General features: G+C 67.4%; 20 protein-coding genes. 6 read left to right on the top strand and 14 right to left on the bottom strand.

Annotated features, from left to right (window positions below; translation table 11 throughout):
• Positions 1-160: 160 nt before the first annotated feature.
• Positions 161-2,326: a M3 family metallopeptidase gene (locus Q9R17_RS01325; protein WP_308156675.1), complete on the bottom strand. Its 2,166-nt coding sequence runs from the start codon at positions 2,324-2,326 to the stop codon at positions 161-163.
• Positions 2,327-2,461: 135 nt separating this feature from the next.
• On the opposite strand from Q9R17_RS01325, the gene Q9R17_RS01320 reads away from it, so the two are divergent.
• Positions 2,462-2,941 carry a glutathione peroxidase gene (locus Q9R17_RS01320; protein WP_308156674.1) on the top strand — a complete coding sequence of 160 codons (480 nt, stop codon included), beginning with the start codon at positions 2,462-2,464 and terminating at the stop codon, positions 2,939-2,941.
• 24 nt (positions 2,942-2,965) lie between these two features.
• On the opposite strand, the gene Q9R17_RS01315 is transcribed toward Q9R17_RS01320, so the two are convergent.
• The 5 genes from Q9R17_RS01315 to Q9R17_RS01295 form a co-directional block, all read right to left on the bottom strand.
• Positions 2,966-3,526 (bottom strand): TlpA disulfide reductase family protein, encoded by a 561-nt coding sequence (locus tag Q9R17_RS01315; RefSeq protein WP_308156673.1) that lies wholly within the window; start codon positions 3,524-3,526, stop codon positions 2,966-2,968.
• Positions 3,527-3,660: 134 nt separating this feature from the next.
• Positions 3,661-4,440: a ferredoxin--NADP reductase gene (locus tag Q9R17_RS01310; protein WP_308156672.1), complete on the bottom strand. Its 780-nt coding sequence runs from the start codon at positions 4,438-4,440 to the stop codon at positions 3,661-3,663.
• A 92-nt stretch (positions 4,441-4,532) separates the two neighbouring features.
• Positions 4,533-6,386, bottom strand: a complete 1,854-nt coding sequence (locus tag Q9R17_RS01305) for an ABC transporter ATP-binding protein (protein WP_308156671.1) — start codon at positions 6,384-6,386, stop codon at positions 4,533-4,535.
• Between the two features lie 96 nt (positions 6,387-6,482).
• On the bottom strand, positions 6,483-6,932 hold the full coding sequence (locus tag Q9R17_RS01300; protein WP_308156670.1) for a carboxymuconolactone decarboxylase family protein: 450 nt from the start codon (positions 6,930-6,932) through the stop codon (positions 6,483-6,485).
• 34 nt (positions 6,933-6,966) lie between these two features.
• Positions 6,967-7,866: an RNA polymerase sigma-70 factor gene (locus Q9R17_RS01295; RefSeq protein WP_308156669.1), complete on the bottom strand. Its 900-nt coding sequence runs from the start codon at positions 7,864-7,866 to the stop codon at positions 6,967-6,969.
• Between the two features lie 129 nt (positions 7,867-7,995).
• On the opposite strand from Q9R17_RS01295, the gene Q9R17_RS01290 reads away from it, so the two are divergent.
• Positions 7,996-9,513 (top strand): fumarate hydratase, encoded by a 1,518-nt coding sequence (locus Q9R17_RS01290; RefSeq protein ID WP_308156668.1) that lies wholly within the window; start codon positions 7,996-7,998, stop codon positions 9,511-9,513.
• A 99-nt stretch (positions 9,514-9,612) separates the two neighbouring features.
• Here the strand turns inward: Q9R17_RS01290 and Q9R17_RS01285 are convergent, their stop codons facing one another.
• On the bottom strand, positions 9,613-10,344 hold the full coding sequence (locus Q9R17_RS01285; protein ID WP_308156667.1) for a hypothetical protein: 732 nt from the start codon (positions 10,342-10,344) through the stop codon (positions 9,613-9,615).
• A gap of 132 nt (positions 10,345-10,476) precedes the next feature.
• On the opposite strand from Q9R17_RS01285, the gene Q9R17_RS01280 reads away from it, so the two are divergent.
• Positions 10,477-10,800 (top strand): hypothetical protein, encoded by a 324-nt coding sequence (locus Q9R17_RS01280; RefSeq protein WP_308156666.1) that lies wholly within the window; start codon positions 10,477-10,479, stop codon positions 10,798-10,800.
• Positions 10,801-10,820: 20 nt separating this feature from the next.
• On the opposite strand, the gene arsC is transcribed toward Q9R17_RS01280, so the two are convergent.
• The 3 genes from arsC to Q9R17_RS01265 all read right to left on the bottom strand — a co-directional run bounded on the left by arsC (position 10,821) and on the right by Q9R17_RS01265 (position 12,933).
• Positions 10,821-11,162 carry an arsenate reductase (glutaredoxin) gene (gene arsC, locus Q9R17_RS01275; protein WP_308156665.1) on the bottom strand — a complete coding sequence of 114 codons (342 nt, stop codon included), beginning with the start codon at positions 11,160-11,162 and terminating at the stop codon, positions 10,821-10,823.
• On the bottom strand, positions 11,162-12,328 hold the full coding sequence (locus Q9R17_RS01270) for a phospholipase A (protein ID WP_308156664.1): 1,167 nt from the start codon (positions 12,326-12,328) through the stop codon (positions 11,162-11,164). Before Q9R17_RS01270 ends, arsC begins: the two co-directional genes overlap by 1 nt.
• Before the next feature lie 119 nt (positions 12,329-12,447).
• Entirely contained in the window at positions 12,448-12,933 is a 486-nt protein-coding gene (locus Q9R17_RS01265) for a DUF456 domain-containing protein (protein WP_308156663.1), read from the bottom strand.
• Between the two features lie 236 nt (positions 12,934-13,169).
• On the opposite strand from Q9R17_RS01265, the gene Q9R17_RS01260 reads away from it, so the two are divergent.
• The gene (locus Q9R17_RS01260) at positions 13,170-13,379 is read left to right on the top strand and encodes a cold-shock protein (protein WP_005410290.1); all 210 of its coding nucleotides are present in this window, start codon (positions 13,170-13,172) and stop codon (positions 13,377-13,379) included.
• Positions 13,380-13,457: 78 nt separating this feature from the next.
• Here the strand turns inward: Q9R17_RS01260 and Q9R17_RS01255 are convergent, their stop codons facing one another.
• Both Q9R17_RS01255 and Q9R17_RS01250 read right to left on the bottom strand, forming a co-directional pair.
• Positions 13,458-13,949, bottom strand: a complete 492-nt coding sequence (locus Q9R17_RS01255; RefSeq protein ID WP_308156662.1) for a glycine zipper 2TM domain-containing protein — start codon at positions 13,947-13,949, stop codon at positions 13,458-13,460.
• Between the two features lie 129 nt (positions 13,950-14,078).
• Complete coding sequence (locus Q9R17_RS01250) at positions 14,079-14,513, bottom strand: hypothetical protein (RefSeq protein ID WP_308156661.1); 435 nt, start codon at positions 14,511-14,513, stop codon at positions 14,079-14,081.
• 80 nt (positions 14,514-14,593) lie between these two features.
• On the opposite strand from Q9R17_RS01250, the gene Q9R17_RS01245 reads away from it, so the two are divergent.
• Positions 14,594-15,421 (top strand): tRNA threonylcarbamoyladenosine dehydratase, encoded by an 828-nt coding sequence (locus tag Q9R17_RS01245; protein WP_308156660.1) that lies wholly within the window; start codon positions 14,594-14,596, stop codon positions 15,419-15,421.
• Between the two features lie 29 nt (positions 15,422-15,450).
• Here the strand turns inward: Q9R17_RS01245 and Q9R17_RS01240 are convergent, their stop codons facing one another.
• Both Q9R17_RS01240 and Q9R17_RS01235 read right to left on the bottom strand, forming a co-directional pair.
• The gene (locus Q9R17_RS01240; protein WP_308158396.1) at positions 15,451-16,224 is read right to left on the bottom strand and encodes a TatD family hydrolase; all 774 of its coding nucleotides are present in this window, start codon (positions 16,222-16,224) and stop codon (positions 15,451-15,453) included.
• Entirely contained in the window at positions 16,221-16,433 is a 213-nt protein-coding gene (locus Q9R17_RS01235; protein WP_308156659.1) for a DUF6116 family protein, read from the bottom strand. Before Q9R17_RS01235 ends, Q9R17_RS01240 begins: the two co-directional genes overlap by 4 nt.
• 162 nt (positions 16,434-16,595) lie before the next feature.
• On the opposite strand from Q9R17_RS01235, the gene Q9R17_RS01230 reads away from it, so the two are divergent.
• The gene (locus Q9R17_RS01230; protein ID WP_308156658.1) at positions 16,596-17,432 is read left to right on the top strand and encodes a glycine zipper 2TM domain-containing protein; all 837 of its coding nucleotides are present in this window, start codon (positions 16,596-16,598) and stop codon (positions 17,430-17,432) included.
• The last annotated feature ends 52 nt before the right edge of the window (positions 17,433-17,484 follow it).

Genomic DNA, 17,484 nt, shown 5'->3' with positions numbered 1-17,484 from the left:
CCGATCAATCCACCCCATGCGCGGACGACCCGGTAGATCCACGCCATGCGTGGATGGCGCAGCAACCCACCATCCGGAACATCACCTCGTGCGTGGATGACGCAACAAAAAACCGCCCGGTTTCCCGGGCGGTTTTCGTATCACATCACCGCGCGGGCGATCAGTTGCCGGCGTTGGTCAGGCCACGCTTTTCCAGCAGCGGGCCGATTTCCGGCGCATGGCCGGCGAAGTTCTGGAACAGTTCCATCGCATCGACGCTGCCGCCCTTGGACAGCAGGGTGGCACGGAAGTGGTCGCCGTTCTTGCGGCTCAGGCCGCCGTTGTCACGGAACCACTTCTGGGTGTTGGCATCAAGCACTTCCGACCAGATGTAGGCGTAGTAGCCGGCCGAGTAGCCGCCCATGATGTGGCTGAAGTACGGCGTCTTGTAGCGCGGCGGCACCGGCGCGTAGTAGATGCCGTCCTTTTCAAGCGCGGCACGCTCGAAGGCCATCACGTCCTTGGCGGCCGGTACCTGGTCCGGGCCGATCTGGTGCCAGCGCTGGTCCAGCATGGCGGCGCCCAGGTATTCGGTGGTGGCAAAGCCCTGGTTGAACTTCGAGGCAGCCAGCACCTTGTCCAGCAGCGCCTGCGGCATGGCGCTGCCGTTCTGGTAGTGCTTGGCGTAGTTCTTCAGGATTTCCGGGTTGTCGGCCCACATCTCGTTGACCTGCGAGGGGAACTCGACGAAGTCACGCGGCACGGCGGTGCCGGAGAAGTAGGGGTACTTCACGTTGGAGAACATGCCGTGCAGAGCATGGCCGAACTCGTGGAAGGTGGTGGTCACCTCATCCCAGGTCAGCAGGGTCGGCTGGCCGGCCGGCGGCTTGGGGATGTTCAGGTGGTTGGCCACCACCGGCTTGAAGCCGGTCAGCTTGGACTGCGACACGTAGGCGTTCATCCACGCACCGCCACGCTTGGAGGCGCGTGCATACGGGTCGAAGATGAAGATCGCCAGCTGGCTGCCATCGGCATCGAACACGTCGTAGACGGTGACGTCATCGTGGTACACCGGCAGGTCGGTGCGCTGCTTGAAGGTCAGGCCGAATTCCAGGTTGGCGGCATGGAACACGCCGTTTTCCAGCACGTTCTTCAGTTCGAAGTACGGCTTGAGCTGGGATTCGTCGAAGTTGTACTTGTCCTGGCGCACCTTCTCGCTGTAGAAGGCCCAGTCCCACGGCTCGAGCTGGAAGCTCTTCTTGCCGGCCGCCTTCTGTTCGCGGTCGATCATCGCCTGCAGGTCGGCGGCTTCACGCTTGGCGTTGGCCACGGCGGCCGGGGCCAGCTTGCCCAGCATCGCGTTGACCGCTTCGGGGTTCTTGGCGGTCTGGTTGGTCAGGTTGTACGCGGCGAAGTTGGCAAAGCCCATCAGCGCGGCCTTGTCGGCGCGCAGCTGCATGATGCGCGAGACCAGCGCGGTGTTGTCGAACTCACCGCCGCGGCTGCCACGGCTGACCGAGGCTTCGTAGATCTTCTGGCGCAGGGCGCGGTTGGCCAGGTTGGTCAGCGGCGGCTGGCCGGTGGTGTTGAGCAGGGTGATCACGTACTTGCCGTCCAGGCCACGGGCCTTGGCGGCTTCGGCGGCTGCAGCGATCTGCTCCTTGGACAGCCCGGCCAGTTCCTTGACGTCATCCACGGTGATCGCCGAAGCGTTCACTTCCGACTGTACGTTCTGGCTGAACGTGGTGCCCAGGTTGGCCAGCTCGGCGTTCATCGCCTTCAGCTTGGCCTTGTCCGCGTCGGACAGCTTGGCACCGGCGCGCACGTAGTTGTCGTGGTACTTCTCGACCAGGCGCACGCCTTCGGCATCCAGCCCCAGCTGGGTGCGGGTGTCGTACAGCGCCTTGATGCGGGCGAACAGCTTGCCGTTCAGCGCGATCGCATCGCTGTGCGCGGCGAACCTGGCCGAATAGTCGGCCTGCAGCTTCTTGCGTGCATCGTTGGTGTCGGCGCCGACCAGGCTGAAGAACACGGTGGTCGCGCGGTCGAGGATGTCACCGCTCTTTTCCAGGGCGATGATGGTGTTGTCGAAGGTCGGCTTGGCCTTGTTGCTGGCGATGGCCTCCACTTCCTTCAGCTGCTGCGCCATGCCGGCGTCGAAGGCCGGGGCGAAGTCGCTGTCCTTGATCTTGTCGAACTGCGGGAAATGCAGCGGCAGCGGACTGTCGGCGAAGAACGGGTTGGCCTGCTGGGCGGCGGTCGCGGTCGGGGTGGCGGTGCTGGCCGCATAGGCGGGCAGGGCGAGGCCAAGGGTCATGGCCACGGCGAGGGCGAGGCGGGTAGTCAAGGTCAATCTCCGGTAAGACAAGTGCCCGAGGGTAACCCGCCACCTGCCGGAAGGGCTTGTGTCGAAAGGCATGCCCGCGGTCCCGGCGCGGGGCCGCGGGCCTTATGATGAGGGCCTTCCACCGGGATCGCCGCCATGTCCACCGCCTACGATTTCAGCTTCCGCGACCTTGCCGGCCAGCCGCAGGCACTGGAACAGTTCCGTGGCCAGCCATTGCTGCTGGTCAACGTCGCCAGCCGGTGCGGCTTCACCCCGCAGTACACCGGGCTGGAACAGCTGTGGCAGGACTACCGCGGGCGTGGCCTGCAGGTGATCGGCTTCCCGTGCAACCAGTTTGGTGGCCAGGAACCGGGCGATGCCGAGCAGATCCGCCAGTTCTGCTCGCTGGATTACCCGGTCAGCTTCCCGCTGTCGGAGAAGATCGAGGTCAACGGCCCCGGTGCGCACCCGCTGTGGGCGTGGCTGGCGCAGGAGAAGCGCGGCCTGCTGGGCAGTGCCCGCATCAAGTGGAACTTCAGCAAGTTCCTGGTGGACCGCCAGGGCCGGGTGGTGGGGCGCCATGCCCCGACCACGAAGCCGGAACAGCTGCGTGGTGCGATCGACGCGCTGCTGTAAGCCAATGCCGCGCCATCGCGGTGATCAGGGGGCTGCGGTGTGGCGCGGCGGGCGGTTGCGTACGTCTTCGGGCAGTGCCTCGACGATTTCCTCGAGGATGCCGGGCAGGCTCGCCTCGCTGTAGCCGCGATGGGTGCGGACGATGGTGCCGTCGCGTCCGATGATGAACATGTGCGGCACGGCGACGATGCCGTACTGCCTGGCCAGCACCCCGCGCGGATCGTGCAGGTAATCCAGCTTGGGCCAGTCGGGGTGGCGCACCAGCCGGTTGACGTCGTTGCGGGGTTCGCCCCAGTTGACCGCGTACACGTGCAGCGCATCATCGCCGACCACCTTCTGCAGGTAGGCCAGGATCGGCAGTTCCTTGCGGCAGGGGCCGCACCAGGAAGCCCAGAACGTCACGATCACGACCTTGCCGCGCTGCTGGGCCAGATCCACCGCCTGGCCGTCGCGGTCCTTGCCCAGTGCCTGCGGGGGCACCTCGCCGCGCTGGGGCGGCACCGGTGCCGGTGCGGCGGCCTGTGCACCGGCGGACGCCATCGCGCAGGCCCACAGCAGTGCCGTGGGCAGGATCTTCCTGATCATCGAGTGTCCCCTGTGCGGGCCGGGCGGCCGCGTCGGCAGACAATGCCGTGAATGCGGGCCGGGTTCAAGCCAATGAAAAGGGACGAAGGCGTTGCCGCCCCCGTCCCTTGCGTGCACGGCGTACCGGACGCGGCTTACTTCTCGACGAAGGCGCGCTCGAACACGTAGTGACCGGGCTGGCCGATGCGCGGGGAGACCTGGAAGCCACGTGCATCCAGCACGGTACGCAGGTCGGCCAGCATCTGCGGGCTGCCGCAGATCATCGCGCGGTCGTTTTCCGGGTTCAGTTCCGGCAGGCCCAGGGTGCGCTGCATCTCGCCGCTTTCCATCAGCGAGGTCAGGCGGCCCTGGTTGGCGAACGGCTCGCGGGTGACGGCCGGGTAGTACAGCAGCTTGTCGCCGATCATTTCGCCGAGGAACTCATGCGCACGCAGTTCCTTCTCGAAGTAATCACGGTAGGCCAGGTCCTTTTCGTAGCGCACGCCGTGGCAGAGGATCACCTTCTCGAAGCGCTCGTAGGTTTCCGGGTCCTTGATGACCGACAGCCACGGCGCCATGCCGGTGCCGGTACCCAGCAGGTACAGGTTCTTGCCCGGGTGCAGGTCGCTGATCAGCAGCGTGCCGGTCGGCTTCTTGCCGACCAGCACCTTGTCACCCGGCTTGATGTGCTGCAGGCGCGAGGTCAGCGGGCCGTCCTGCACCTTGATGCTGAAGAACTCCAGGTGCTCTTCCCAGTTGGCGCTGGCGATGGAATACGCGCGCAGCAGCGGCCGCGCCTCGGTTTCCAGGCCGATCATCACGAACTGGCCGTTCTCGAAACGGAAACCGCTGTCGCGGGTGAGGGTGAAGCTGAAGTAGGCATCGGTCCAATGGCGGACCTCAAGCACCGTTTCGGCGCCGAAAGCGGAGGACATGGGGGTAGTCAGGCTAGGGTTTCGTCCCCGCCATTCTACCCCAAATGAGAGAAGTTCTCATTGGGCGGAACGAGAGGCGTTCTCAGCCAGCCTCAGCGGTAGCCGGCGGCCTGCAGTTCGAACAGCTCGGCATAGCGCCCGCCCTGGGCCATCAGCGTTTCGTGGGTGCCACTGGCCTCGATGCGGCCATCGGCCAGTACCAGGATGCGGTCGGCCATGCGGACGGAGGAGAACCGGTGCGAGATCAGGATGGCGGTGCGCTGTTCAGCCAACTCGCGGAAGCGCTGGAACACCTCGAATTCGGCGCGGGCGTCGAGCGCGGCGGTCGGTTCGTCCAGGATCATCACCTGCCCGTCGCGCATCCAGGCGCGGGCGATGGCGATCTTCTGCCACTGGCCACCGGACAGGTCCACGCCCTGGGCGAAGCGGCGGCCGATCAGCTGGTCGTAGCCGCCGGGCAGGGCGGCGATCACTTCATCGGCCATGCCGCGACGGGCGGCGTCGCGGATGCGGGCCGGGTCGTCCATCGCCTGCACCTGGCCCACGCCGATGTTCTCGCCGGCGGTCAGGTTGTAGCGCACGAAATCCTGGAAGATCACCCCCAGGTTGGCGCGCAGGTCGTCCAGGTCGTAATCGCGCAGGTCACGCCCGTCGAGCAGGATGCGGCCCTCGTCCGGGTCGTACAGCCGGGCCAGCAGCTTCACCAGCGTGGTCTTGCCGGCGCCGTTCTCGCCGACCAGGGCCAGCACTTCGCCGGCCTGCAGGCTGAAGTCGAGGTGGCGCACCGCCCACTGTTCCGCATCCGGGTAGCGGAAGCCTACGTTCTCGAACACGAAGCCACTGCGGATCGGACGCGGCACCGGTACCGCCCCCGGTCGCGAGCGGATTTCCGGCTGGATCTGGAAGAACGAGTACAGGTCATCCAGGTACAGCGCCTGGCTGGCCACCTGCGAAAAGCCCACCAGCAGCCCTTCCAGCAGCTGGCGCAGGCGCAGGAAGCTGCCGGCCAGGAAGGTCAGATCGCCGATGGAGAAATCCCCGCGCACGGTGCGCCAGGCGATGTAGGCATACGCGGTGTAGTAGCCCAGCGTGCCCAGTGCCGCCAGCAGCGTGCCCCAGAATGCGCGCCGACGTGCCAGCGTGCGGTTGGCCTGGAAGAACTGCTGGGCCAGCCGCCGGTAGCGTTCGATCAGGAAGCCGTGGAGGTTGAAGATCTTCACCTCCTTGGCGGTTTCCACGCTGGCACCGACCTGGCGCAGGTAATCCAGCTGGCGCCGCTCGGGTGTCCACATGAAATTGAGGCTGTAGCCGGCGGCGTTGAAGTGCGATTCGCCGATGAAGGCCGGTACCAGCGCCAGCGCCAGCAGCACGATCAGCCACGGCGCGTAGACCACCAGGCCGACCGCCAGGCTGGCCACCGTGATGCCGTCCTGCACCTGGCCGAACAGCTGGCTCATCAGGTTCATGCGGCCCATGGTCTGCCGCCGCGCACGGTCCAGCTTGTCCTGCAGGTCCGGGTCCTCGAAGTCTTCCAGGTCCAGCTCCGCCGCGTGCTCCATCAGCCGCACGCTGGTGGCGTTGGCGAACAGTTCCGACAGCAGCGTATCGGCGTAGTTGACCAGCCGGCCCAGCAGGTCCGAGCCGATGGCCAGCGCGAACTCCAGTGCCAGCAGGCCCAGCAGCGGGTTCAACAGACCACTGGACAGGGCCTGGCCGAACGGCGGAAAGCCCCCGCTGTGCTGGCTCAGGTGCAAGGCGGCGTCGATGATCAGCTTGCCCACGTACAGCATCGCCACCGGCAGCAGCGCGCGGATCAGGCGCAGGCCGAGGCTGGCCGAGGTCAGCGCGGGGCTGGTCTGCCACACCTGGCGCAGGAACGGTGGCAGGTTGCGCATGGCGCCGAAGCGCTGGCGCAGGCTGGGCTTGTTCGCAGGGGTGGCAGGCATGGGGCCATTGTGCGCCCGGTGCTCGTGAACGCACCGGGGCGATCGCGCTGCGGGCCGGTGGCAGCTGCGCCGCAACCGGCCCGGCCCCGTGCCGGCTTACGGCATCGGCGGCACCAGCCCGGCACCCAGGCGGTTCCAGGCGTTGATCACCGCCACGGCCATGCTCAGGTCGGCGATGCCCTTCTCATCGAAGTGCGGCGCCAGGGCTTCATACGCGGCCTGCGAGGGCGCGCCGTCGGTCAACCGGGTCAGCGCTTCGGCCCAGCCCAGGGCCGCGCGCTCACGGGCGTCGTAGAAGCGGCTTTCCCACCACACCGCAATGGTGTCGAGCTTGCGCGGCTCGATGCCGCCCTTGCGCAGGCCGCTGGCATGCATGTCCACGCAGTAGGCGCAGCCGTTGAGCTGCGACACGCGCAGGAACACCAGTTCCACCAGCTCCTGCGGCAGCGAGCTGGCGTGGACATGGCCGGAGGTGGCGATCAGGCCCTTGTAGGCATCGGCGGTCAGGCGGGTGTAGGGGACGCGGGGGGAGGAATGGAAGGACATCGTGCAGCTCCGTGACGGCCACCATGGCCGTCTTTCACTGCAAGGACGCGCCAGTGCCCGGGTCCGTGACAGGGGTACGCAGCTTGTGCGGGTTGAGCACGCTGAACACCGTGGCGATGCGCCCGTCGATGATCTCCACGGTGGTCACCGAATGCAGGTGGCCGTGGTCGAAGCGCAGGATCGCCGGTTCGCCGTTGACGTAGCCCAGGCGGGCATCGTGCGCGGCGCCACGGCGGGCAATGGCCCAGAACAGCCGGCCGATGCGCTCGGCGCCCAGCAGCGGCCGAACCGCGGCGGTGACCACGCCGCCGCCATCGGACACCAGTCGTGCATTGGCGTGCAGCAGGGCTTGGATCGCCTCGCTGTCGCCGCGCTGGGTGGCGTCCATGAAGCGCGCCAGCAGTTGCCGGTGCTGGCCGGCATCGGCGTTGAAGCGCGGCCGCCCGGCCTGCAGCCGCTGCTTTGCCCGATGGACCAGTTGCCGGCAGTTGGCTTCGCTGTGGCCGATGAGGCCGGCGATCTGCCGGTAATCGTGGTCGAAGGCTTCCTTCAGCAGGAACGCCGCCCGTTCCTCCGGCCCGAGCTGTTCGAGCAGGGTCAGGAAGGCGACCGAGACCTCATCGGCCAGCGCATGGGCCTGCGCCGGGCCGGGGGCAGGGTCCGGCTCCAGGCTGATCGCCAGCGGTTCAGGCAGCCACGGCCCCACGTAGTGCTGGCGCTCGCGCTTGGCCGCGCGCAGGCGGTCCAGGCCCAACCGGGTGGTGGCGGTGACCAGCCAGGCTTCCGGGTCCTGGATGGCCGCCGCATCGACGCCCGACCAGCGCAGCCAGGCATCCTGCACGACATCCTCGGCGTCGGCGCGGCTGCCGAGCAGGCGGTAGGCCAGGGCCAGCAGGCGCGGGCGGTGGGTCTGGAACAGGGTTTCAGCGTTCATGTGGGCAAGGACGCGGCAGTGGTGCGTGGCGTGACAGGCGGGCTCTGGCCCCTGCGACTCTACGCGCGGCCGGGGGAGGGGGTAAAATGGGCGGATTACCCCCGCCAGCCTTGAGCAAGCGAGCAAGCCGTGACATCGATCAAGCAGGAAGACCTCATCCAGTCCATCGCCGACGCGCTGCAGTACATCTCGTACTACCACCCGGTCGACTACATCAAGAACCTCGCCGCCGCCTACGAGCGCGAGGAGTCGCCGGCCGCGAAGGAAGCGATGGCCCAGATCCTGATCAATTCGCGGATGTGCGCCGAAGGCCACCGTCCCATCTGCCAGGACACCGGCATCGTCACCGTGTTCCTGGAAATCGGCATGGACGTGCGCTGGGACGACGCGACCATGGGCGTGGAGGACATGGCCAACGAAGGCGTGCGCCGCGCCTACATGCACCCGGACAACAAGCTGCGCGCTTCGGTGCTGGCCGATCCGGCCGGCAAGCGCATCAACACCAAGGACAACACCCCGGGCGTGGTCAACGTCAAGGTGGTACCGGGCAACACCGTCGATGTGATCGTCGCGGCCAAGGGCGGTGGTTCCGAAGCCAAGACCAAGTTCGCCATGCTCAACCCGTCCGACTCGATCGTGGACTGGGTGCTGAAGACCGTGCCGACCATGGGCGCCGGCTGGTGCCCGCCGGGCATGCTCGGCATCGGCATTGGTGGCACCGCTGAAAAGGCGATGCTGCTGGCCAAGGAAGCGCTGATGGAGCCGATCGACATCACCGAGCTGCAGGCCCGTGGTGCGTCCAACCGCATCGAAGAGCTGCGCCTGGAGCTGTACGAGAAGGTCAACGCGCTGGGCATCGGCGCGCAGGGTCTGGGCGGCCTGACCACCGTGCTGGACATCAAGATCAACGATTATCCGACCCACGCGGCCAACCTGCCGGTGGCGATGATCCCGAACTGCGCGGCGACCCGCCATGCGCACTTCACCCTGGATGGCAGCGGCCCGGTGATGCTCGACCCGCCGTCGCTGGAAGACTGGCCGACGCTGACCTACGACGCGTCCAAGGGCACCCGCGTGGACCTGGACACGATCACCCCGGAAGACGTGGCCAACTGGAAGCCGGGCCAGACCCTGCTGCTCAACGGCAAGCTGCTGACCGGCCGCGACGCCGCGCACAAGCGCATGGTGGACATGCTCAACAAGGGCGAGGAACTGCCGGTCGACCTCAAGGGCCGCTTCATCTATTACGTCGGCCCGGTCGATCCGGTGCGCGATGAAGTGGTGGGCCCGGCCGGCCCGACCACCGCCACCCGCATGGACAAGTTCACCGAGCAGGTGCTGGCGCAGACCGGCCTGCTGGGCATGGTCGGCAAGGCCGAGCGCGGCCCGGCCGCCATCGAGGCGATCAAGAAGCACAAGTCGGCTTACCTGATGGCCGTTGGCGGTTCGGCCTACCTGGTGTCCAAGGCGATCAAGGCGGCCAAGGTCGTCGGCTTCGCCGACCTGGGCATGGAGGCGATCTACGAGTTCACCGTGCAGGACATGCCGGTGACCGTGGCGGTCGATTCCACCGGTGAGTCGGTGCACACCACCGGCCCGCGCGAATGGCAGGCCCGCATCGGCAAGATTCCGGTGGTGGTGGCCTGAGGCCACACGCTCCGGAGCGAATGGCCGGCCCTGCCGGCCGTCCTCAGCGGTGATGGGGAAGCGGCGCCTGCGGGCGCCGTTTCCGTTTCCGTGCCAGGCTCAGGGCACGTTGCGTGCGTCGGCCTCGGCCTCATCGGCGGCCTGCCGGATCATGTCCAGCGTTCCGCCCGGCACCGAGGTAGCCGACAGCGCTACCCCCATCAGCAGGTTGTTCTGCTCGTAGTTGAACGGCTGCGGCTGCCAGAGCGGGCGCCCTTGCGCCGGGTTGCGATGGAATACCCAGGTGAACTCCAACGGCGTGTCCGCCGGGCCGGACAGCTCGCGACGGTAGGTGGCCCAGCTGCGGTTGCTGCCGGCGATGACCGGGCCTTCGCCCTGCGGCGCAGGCGCGTCCGCGTCGATGTGATGGAGGGTGGGATACAGGCAGCGGATACGGACGATCCGGGTTTCCTCGCCTTCGGCCGTGGTCGCCGTTGCGCTGGCCGGCCCCTTGGGCGCGCACTGGACCCGGGTCAATGCCTCGCGCGCCGCGAGGAAGGCGTTGCCCTTGTCGCCGTCGCGGGCCGCCTGTGCCCGCAGCTGGGCCATGCTGGTCCGGAACCGTGGCAGCTGGATACGCGCGATGTCCTCGCGCGTGGTGCCGCTGGCCTGCACATGGAAGCGGATGAAGCTCTCATCGTCGCCGTGCTGGATCAGGTGGGTGCCGAGCAGTGCAAGGTCCACCGGCTCAAGCGGGGTGTCACCTGCCACCGCCGTGGCGGCCAGCAGCAGGCTGCAGGCAAGCGCGTGGCGCAGTGCCTGTACAGGGCGGGGGACAAGGCGGGATTCCATGGCAGGCGTGCTCCTTGCAGCGGGGAATGCAGGCCACGGCGGGTGCCACGGCCAGGGCGGGCGCGGGCCATCGCCGCCTGCAGCATACAACTGCTACCCTGCCGCCATCGGCAATGGCGAGGGGCCTGGTCAATGTGGCGATGGACGATGGTGGCGCTGGTGGCGCTGGCCGGGTGCAGCAGCCAGGGCGATCTTCCCGGCGATGGCAGCAGCTACAACGCCAGTGCGCAATGCGTGATGGCCTGCCAGGCGCGCCAGCAGAAATGCCTGGCACAGACCGATTCGGACCGGCGCTTCAGCTGCGATTCGCAGGCAGCCTCGCGCTGCGATTCCTACAAGAACGAGGACGCGCGCCAGGCCTGCCGCATGCAGGCGCAGGCCTGTTATGACCAGTCACCCTTGATCAGCTGCAGCCAGGATGCTGGCAGCTGCATGGCCTCGTGCGGCGGCGGCTAGCCACACGCTCCAGCGCCCGGCTACAGCAGCGACAGCACCGTTTCCGGTGGCCGGCACAATGCGGTGCCCTTGGCCGTGATCACCACCGGCCGGTTGATCAGGCGCGGATGGGTGGCCATCGCCGCTACCAGCGCCTGCTCGTCGGCACCGGCCAGGCCCAGTTCGTCGAACAGGGCCTCCTTGCTGCGTACCAGTTCGGCTGCGCGCAGGCCCGCATCGGCCAGCACGCGCCGCAGCGTGGCCTCGTCCGGCGGGGTGGCCAGGTAATCCACCACCGTCGGTTCGATGCCGGCATCGCGGATCAGCTTCAGTGCCCCGCGTGAATTGCTGCAGGCAGGGTTGTGCCAGATCACCACCGCCATCAGAACCACTCCAGCAGCGATACGCCCACGCCCACGTAGGTGGCCTTGTGGTTGTAGTCGATCAGGCTTTCGCCATAACCGTCGAACACCTGGATATGCCCGCGCAGCAGGTTGCTGATGGGGAAGCCGTAGTCCAGCTGCAGCGCGCCATGCGATCGGCTGCCGGTGCGCAGCGAATGGCGCGCCATCAGCGCGACCTCATGGCCGTTGCGGTTCCAGATCAGGGTCGCATCGCCGCGGCCCATGTAATCCTCGATGTCCGGGTTGTTGTCTTCACGCTTGGACTCGGGAATGCGGTACCACGGGCGCAGCACCAGCGCCCAGTTCTCGCGGTCCAGGCCGATGTTGAGCATCACCCGGTTCCAGCTGCGCGACAGCGGGTCGGCACGGCCATTGGACTGGTGGTTCAGGCTGATGCCGGTCATGCGCCCGCGCCAGCCACCGATCGAGTAGCCGTTGCGGAACACCATCATCACTTCCGGCTCGTAATTGGTTTCGCGGAACGGGCGCGAATCCTCGCCGTTGTAGGCCTGCCAGCGCGAGCTTTGGGTGTAGCCGGCCCAGATGTCGCCGTTGTCGCCGAACAGGTTCTCGGCGATCTTGGTCTTGAAGCTGATCTGGAACTTCAGTTCGGCACTGTCCAGCGTCTGCGCCTGGGTCACCGTGTTGGCCGGGTTCGGGGAGTGCGGGGTGGTGTTCTTGTCGCTGGTCCAGAACGCCGGCAGCAGGTAGACCGGCTTGTAGGCGCGCAGCTGGAACGGCCCCAGCTTGGAGTCCTCGGCCAGTTCCCAGCGGCTGTCCAGCAGCGAGCCGCGGCCGGCATTGGCCAGGGCGCTGTCGTCGGGCGCGGGGCGGAACAGGTCGCCGACCTTGGCCCGCAGCTTTTCCTCGCCCTGGCTGACCCGTGCGGCCTGGCGTTGTTCACGCAGGGCCTGGGCGGCAGCGGTCGCGGCGGCATCGGCCTCGGCGGTGGCCTGCGCGGTGCGGCCGTAGATGCGGTCATAACAGGCCAGGCGGGCGGCATCACTGTCGATGGCGGCACAGCCGGTCGGCGTGGTGGTCGCGCCGGCAGCGAATTCCTGGGCGGCCAGTGGGGCGCTGGCGGTGGCCAGGACCAGGGCGGCAGCAAGGGGGGAACGTCGGAAGAACAGGACAGGCAGGGTCATTGCAACAGGCCCTTGAAGGGAAAAACGGTCATCGCACAGTGTGGCCGCTGCACGCGCCAACGGCCAGCCCTGCCGGGTTTTATGCCCGGCGCAGGCGTGCGCGTGGCGTGAAGAGGGGCTCAGAAGAACCAGGCGAAGGCGAACAGGCCCAGCATCGCCACGACCAGGGCCAGCTTCAGTGCCACCCCGAGCAGGATGCCCAGCCAGGTCGCCAGCCCCACCTTGGCCGAGCGCCCGAGCTGCCGGGTGTGCCAGTACTCGCCGGCCAGGGCACCCAGCAGGGGGCCGGCCAGCAGCCCGACCGGCATGAAGAACAGCCCGGCGATGCTGCCCACGAACGTGCCCCACAGGGCCTTGCGGCTGGCGCCCACCCGCTGCGCGCCCACCACGGTGGCCAGCACGTCCACCAGCAGTGACAGCACGGTCAGCAGCCCCAGGACCAGCAGGGACGGCCAGCCGACATGGGCAAAACCGTCGGCCCAGGCAGCCACCAGCAGGCCGACGAAGACCAGCGGGACCCCGGGAAGGGCGGGCAGCACGATGCCGGCCACGCCGGCCAGCACCAGCAGGGCTGCTAGCAGATACAAGATGAATGAAGGGTCCATGCCTATACGTATGGTTTGGGATTTGGGGTTGACAGTGAAAGATTTTGCCAGTTGCTTTTTCGTTTTGGCCGGGTTAAGTTGCAGTCGCTGAGCTTGGCAAGGTCACCGTGGATCGTGGCCTGATGACGCTAGATCTTCCCGATCCGCTGCATCGATGCACCTCGCTTCCCCCTTGCTTGTCAGCCGCCCAGAAGGCGTTTCCAACAACAAGAGAGAGTCACCAGGGAGTTAGTGAGATGTCTGATCGCGAGACCGGTACCGTCAAGTGGTTCAACGATGCCAAGGGCTTCGGCTTCATCAGCCGTGAAAACGGCGAAGACGTGTTCGTGCACTTCCGTGCCATCCAGACCCAGGGCTTCAAGAGCCTGAAGGAAGGCCAGAAGGTCACCTTCACCGTCGTGCAGGGCCAGAAGGGCCTGCAGGCCGACGCCGTGCAGCCGACCTGATCGGCACGCACTGCAGGTAAACGGAAAAGGCCCGCGCAAGCGGGCCTTTTTTCATGGAGGGCCCAGCCACCGGCTGGCTCAGCGCAGGACCACCCGGCCGTTGACCACACGCACGTAGGTGTTTTCGCGGATGCCAGCCAGGTCGCGCTGGTTCACCACGATGGTGCGGCCATCGTCCATGCGCACGGTGATGTCGTAGGTATCGCTGGTGACGTTCTTCTGGATCTGGTTGCCGGCGAGGGCGCCACCGACCGCGCCAGCGGCGGCGGCGATGTTCTTGTTGCCGCGGCTGCCGCCGGTATGGTCGGAGATCTCATGGCCGGCCACCGCGCCGACGATGCCGCCCAGGATCGCGCCGGTGGCGCTGGGGGCGGTGCGGCCGGAAGGAATGGTGTTGATGCGGGTGACGATGCCGCAGTCGGCGCAACGGCCCTGGTTGTAGCCGGCATTGCCATAGCCGCCGTTGTTGTAGCCGTTGTTGTAACCGCCGCCGCCATAACCGGGCGAAGTGGCACAGCCGGCCAGGGCCAGGGTAGCGACGGCGCTGGCAGCAATGAGCTGGATCTTCATGGGGCATCTCCTGGCCGTGAGGCACTGCATGGGTGGTGGTCGCTGCTTCGTGCAGCGGTGGCTGAATCGTCCACTTTCCTACGTGAACAAGGTGCCAATCGCCGGCCCGTATTCCCGCTGAAAGATGAATCAGCGGAAGTCCTGGTGGCAGGCACGGCAGTCCTGCTGCAGCTGCGCGACCACCGTGGCCAGCGCGGCGCAGTCCACGGCCGGGCTGGCCAGGGCGCTGTTGAGCGTGGCGCGCAGCTGGCTGCCGTGCTGCTGGAAGCCGGCACTGTCCTTCAGCCCGGGAAAGGCCAGGTCCAGGTCGTTGGACAGCAGGCGCAGGCTCTGCAGGCGTGGCTGGCTGTCGGCCAGGCTGCAGCGGTTGTGCTGCTGGGCCGTGTGCAGCTGGGCCAGCTGGCGCTCCATCACCTGCATCAGGCTGGACGGGAACGGGTCCTGCCGTGCCTGCAGCGCACGGCCGACCATCACCGTGGCGACCAGGCCGATCAACAGGCCCAGGCCCAGCATGAACAGATAGCGCTGGGCGGCGGAAGGACGGCGGGGCGGGCTGGCGTTCATGGCGGGCGCTCCTGGCGTGCAACGGTGGGTTTGGCATCGGTGCGCTGTGGGCACGCTTGCCGGCACGTTAAAATAACGGGATGAACGAACAGGTCAAACAACGCTTCGCCGGTATCGAACGGCTGTATGGCGTGGGCGCGCTCGAGCGCCTGCAGGGCAGCCGCGTGGCGGTGGTCGGCATGGGCGGGGTCGGTTCCTGGGTGGTCGAGGCGCTCGCACGCTCGGCCGTCGGCCACCTCACCCTGATCGACGCCGACGACATCTGCGTATCCAACACCAACCGCCAGCTGCCGGCGCTGGAAGGCAACTACGGCCGCAACAAGGCCGAGGCGATGGCCGAGCGCTGCCGGGCGATCAACCCGGACATCGATGTGGACGCGGTGCAGGCGTTCCTGACCGTATCGAACATGGCCGAGCTGCTGGACCGCGGCTTCGATCTGGTCATCGATGCCTGCGACAGCTTCCGGGTGAAGGTGGAAACCATCGCCTGGTGCCGCCGCCGCAAGCTGCCGTTGCTGACGGTCGGCGCCGCCGGGGGCCGTACCGATCCCACCCTGGTGCGCATCCGCGATGTCTCGCGCACCGAGCATGACGCCATGCTGGCACTGATCCGCAAGAAGCTGCGCAGTGAATTCAATTTCCCCAAGAACGCCAAGCGCTACTTCGGCGTGCCGGCGGTGTATTCACTGGAAAACGTGAAATACCCGCAGGCCGATGGCAGCGTGTGCGGCATCCGCCCCAACCTGGGGGCCGATGCAGCGCTCAAACTCGATTGCGGGGCCGGCCTGGGGGCCGCCACCCATATCACCGGTGCGTTCGCGTTCGCGGCCGTTGGCAAGGCGCTGGAGATGCTGCTGGAACCGAAAAAGGTGAAGGCTGCCGCCAGCGAGGCCGTCGCCGGCGCCTGACGGCGCGTGCTGCTGGCAACGCCGGGCTCTCAGGCAGCGGGCAAGCCGAACAGCCGGCGCGCATTCTCGGTGGTGGCCCGCGCCAGCGCTTCCGTCTCGATGCCGCGCAGCCTGGCGATATGCGTGGCGATATCCGCCAGCCGTGCCGGCTCGTTGCGCTGGCCGCGAATGCCCGCATCGGGCTGGTCCGGGGCATCGGTTTCCAGCAGCAGCTGTTCCAGCGGCATCTGCCGCACCAAGCGCTGCAGGCGCTGCGCGCGTTCGTAGGTGACCGGCCCGCCCAGGCCCAGCAGGAAGCCGCGCTTGTGCAGCTGCGCGGCCTGCTCGGGGCTGCCGGAAAAACTGTGCACCACCCCGCGCAGTCCGCCGACGCGGCTGATCGCTGCGATCACCGCATCCACCGCACGCCGTGCATGCACGATCACCGGCAGGTCATGCTCGCGTGCCAGCGCCAGCTGGCCGGTGAAGTAGTGCTGCTGCGCCTGGGCATCCAGGCCGTCGATGAAGAAATCCAGCCCGCATTCGCCGATCGCGCAGGGCCGCTCGCGCTCGACCCAGCCTGCCAGCGCCTGCAGGTGCCCGGGCTGGTGCTCGGCCAGGAACATCGGGTGCAGGCCGTAGGCCGGGTACAGGCCCGGTGCCTGCTGGCAGACGTCGCGCAGTTTCGGCCAGCTGGCCGCGGTGACCGCCGGCACTACCTGGGCCTGTACGCCGGCCGCGCGCGCGCGCGCGATCACCGTGGCGCGGTCGGGATCGAACTCGGCGGCGTCCAGGTGGCAGTGGCTGTCGATCAGCACGTTCAGCGCCGTGGGACAGGCGCGGGCACGGCGCTGCGCTGCTTCCAGTTGGCCAGCAGCAGGGTGCCCATGCCCAGCAGCAGCTCATCCACGAACGGAATCGGGTCGGGGATGAACAGGGTCAGGGCGAACAGGCCGGCGGTGATCTTGAACAGGGTGGGGAAGCGCAGCCGGCGCGCCCACTCCAGCAGGGGCAGCAACAGGGGGTTGGCCATGGCGGGGAGCTCGGTGAGGAATGTGCAAACGCTACCACGGGCCGTGGATTTCCCTTTGCTGAATGGGGGGTGTGAATATGCAGGAAATGTGGAGATTCCGTTCAGGGTGTGCATGCTGCAATCTGCCCATGAACGTTGCGGATGGTCCGCAAGGAGCAGGTCATGAAAAGCACAACAACAACTGTCCTGGTCGCCGCGGGCGCGCTGCTGGTCGGTGGTATCGCCACGGCTGCCTTCATGAAGGGAGGCAGTGCCTCGCCGGACACCGTGGCAGCCGACCATGGTGCGTCGCGCCTGGTGGCCGGTAGCACCGCTGACGACGGTGCACGTACCGACCAGCTCGATGCCAGCGGCAAGCGTGGGCTGGAATATGCCGACGTGCTGAAGGTCGATCCGATCACCCAGAAGGAAAAGGCCTACGCCACCGTGATCGGCACCGAGCCGGTGCGCGAGACGTCCACCACCCAGACCCCGCATGAGGTCTGCGAGGATGTGGTGGTGCAGGAGCGCCTGCCGGAGCGTGACGGCAATGTCGGCGGCACCGTGATCGGTGCGGTGGTCGGCGGCCTGCTCGGCAACCAGGTGGGCGGTGGCAATGGCCGCAAGGCCGCAACCGTGGCCGGTGCCGTCGCCGGTGGCGTGGTCGGCAACCAGATCGACAAGCGCCATGTCGGTGGCCGCGTGGTCAACCGTACCGAGCGCCAGTGCCACACCGAAACGGCGACGTCGCAGTCCAGCCGGGTCACCGGCTACAACGTGACCTACCGCAATGAAGACGGCACCACCGGCACGATGCGCATGGCCAGCCAGCCGGGCAACCGCATCGCGATGGGCACCAGCGATGTGGTGAAGGGCTACAACGTGACCTACCGCTACGATGGCGCGGAGAAGACCGTGCGCATGGACAACAAGCCTGCCAGCGACCGCCTGCCGGTGGTCGATGGCCAGCTGGTCACCCAGACGGCGGCGGCCGGTGACGTGGCGACCAATCGCCAGTAATACCCTCTTGCCGCAGGATGCACAGCAGGCCGGCCGATGCGCCGGCCTGCTT

Origin of the sequence: Stenotrophomonas sp. 24(2023) (assembly GCF_030913365.1) — a bacterium.
GTDB lineage: Bacteria > Pseudomonadota > Gammaproteobacteria > Xanthomonadales > Xanthomonadaceae > Stenotrophomonas.
The sequence above is the reverse complement of the archived record's forward strand: the minus strand, read 5'-3'. Positions and strand labels throughout refer to the sequence as shown.

Excerpts from the sequence above, each read along its gene's own strand:
- arsC (WP_308156665.1), bottom strand. The coding sequence starts at position 11,162 with ATGGCGGTGGTGATCTGGCACAACCCTGCCTGCAGCAATTCACGCGGG.
- Q9R17_RS01310 (WP_308156672.1), bottom strand. The coding sequence starts at position 4,440 with ATGTCCTCCGCTTTCGGCGCCGAAACGGTGCTTGAGGTCCGCCATTGG.
- Q9R17_RS01305 (WP_308156671.1), bottom strand. The coding sequence starts at position 6,386 with ATGCCTGCCACCCCTGCGAACAAGCCCAGCCTGCGCCAGCGCTTCGGC.
- Q9R17_RS01265 (WP_308156663.1), bottom strand. The coding sequence starts at position 12,933 with ATGGACCCTTCATTCATCTTGTATCTGCTAGCAGCCCTGCTGGTGCTG.
- Q9R17_RS01280 (WP_308156666.1), top strand. The coding sequence starts at position 10,477 with ATGTGGCGATGGACGATGGTGGCGCTGGTGGCGCTGGCCGGGTGCAGC.
- Q9R17_RS01250 (WP_308156661.1), bottom strand. The coding sequence starts at position 14,513 with ATGAACGCCAGCCCGCCCCGCCGTCCTTCCGCCGCCCAGCGCTATCTG.
- Q9R17_RS01295 (WP_308156669.1), bottom strand. The coding sequence starts at position 7,866 with ATGAACGCTGAAACCCTGTTCCAGACCCACCGCCCGCGCCTGCTGGCC.
- Q9R17_RS01230 (WP_308156658.1), top strand. The coding sequence starts at position 16,596 with ATGAAAAGCACAACAACAACTGTCCTGGTCGCCGCGGGCGCGCTGCTG.
- Q9R17_RS01245 (WP_308156660.1), top strand. The coding sequence starts at position 14,594 with ATGAACGAACAGGTCAAACAACGCTTCGCCGGTATCGAACGGCTGTAT.
- Q9R17_RS01235 (WP_308156659.1), bottom strand. The coding sequence starts at position 16,433 with ATGGCCAACCCCCTGTTGCTGCCCCTGCTGGAGTGGGCGCGCCGGCTG.
- Q9R17_RS01255 (WP_308156662.1), bottom strand. The coding sequence starts at position 13,949 with ATGAAGATCCAGCTCATTGCTGCCAGCGCCGTCGCTACCCTGGCCCTG.
- Q9R17_RS01315 (WP_308156673.1), bottom strand. The coding sequence starts at position 3,526 with ATGATCAGGAAGATCCTGCCCACGGCACTGCTGTGGGCCTGCGCGATG.
- Q9R17_RS01320 (WP_308156674.1), top strand. The coding sequence starts at position 2,462 with ATGTCCACCGCCTACGATTTCAGCTTCCGCGACCTTGCCGGCCAGCCG.
- Q9R17_RS01270 (WP_308156664.1), bottom strand. The coding sequence starts at position 12,328 with ATGACCCTGCCTGTCCTGTTCTTCCGACGTTCCCCCCTTGCTGCCGCC.
- Q9R17_RS01260 (WP_005410290.1), top strand. The coding sequence starts at position 13,170 with ATGTCTGATCGCGAGACCGGTACCGTCAAGTGGTTCAACGATGCCAAG.
- Q9R17_RS01300 (WP_308156670.1), bottom strand. The coding sequence starts at position 6,932 with ATGTCCTTCCATTCCTCCCCCCGCGTCCCCTACACCCGCCTGACCGCC.
- Q9R17_RS01285 (WP_308156667.1), bottom strand. The coding sequence starts at position 10,344 with ATGGAATCCCGCCTTGTCCCCCGCCCTGTACAGGCACTGCGCCACGCG.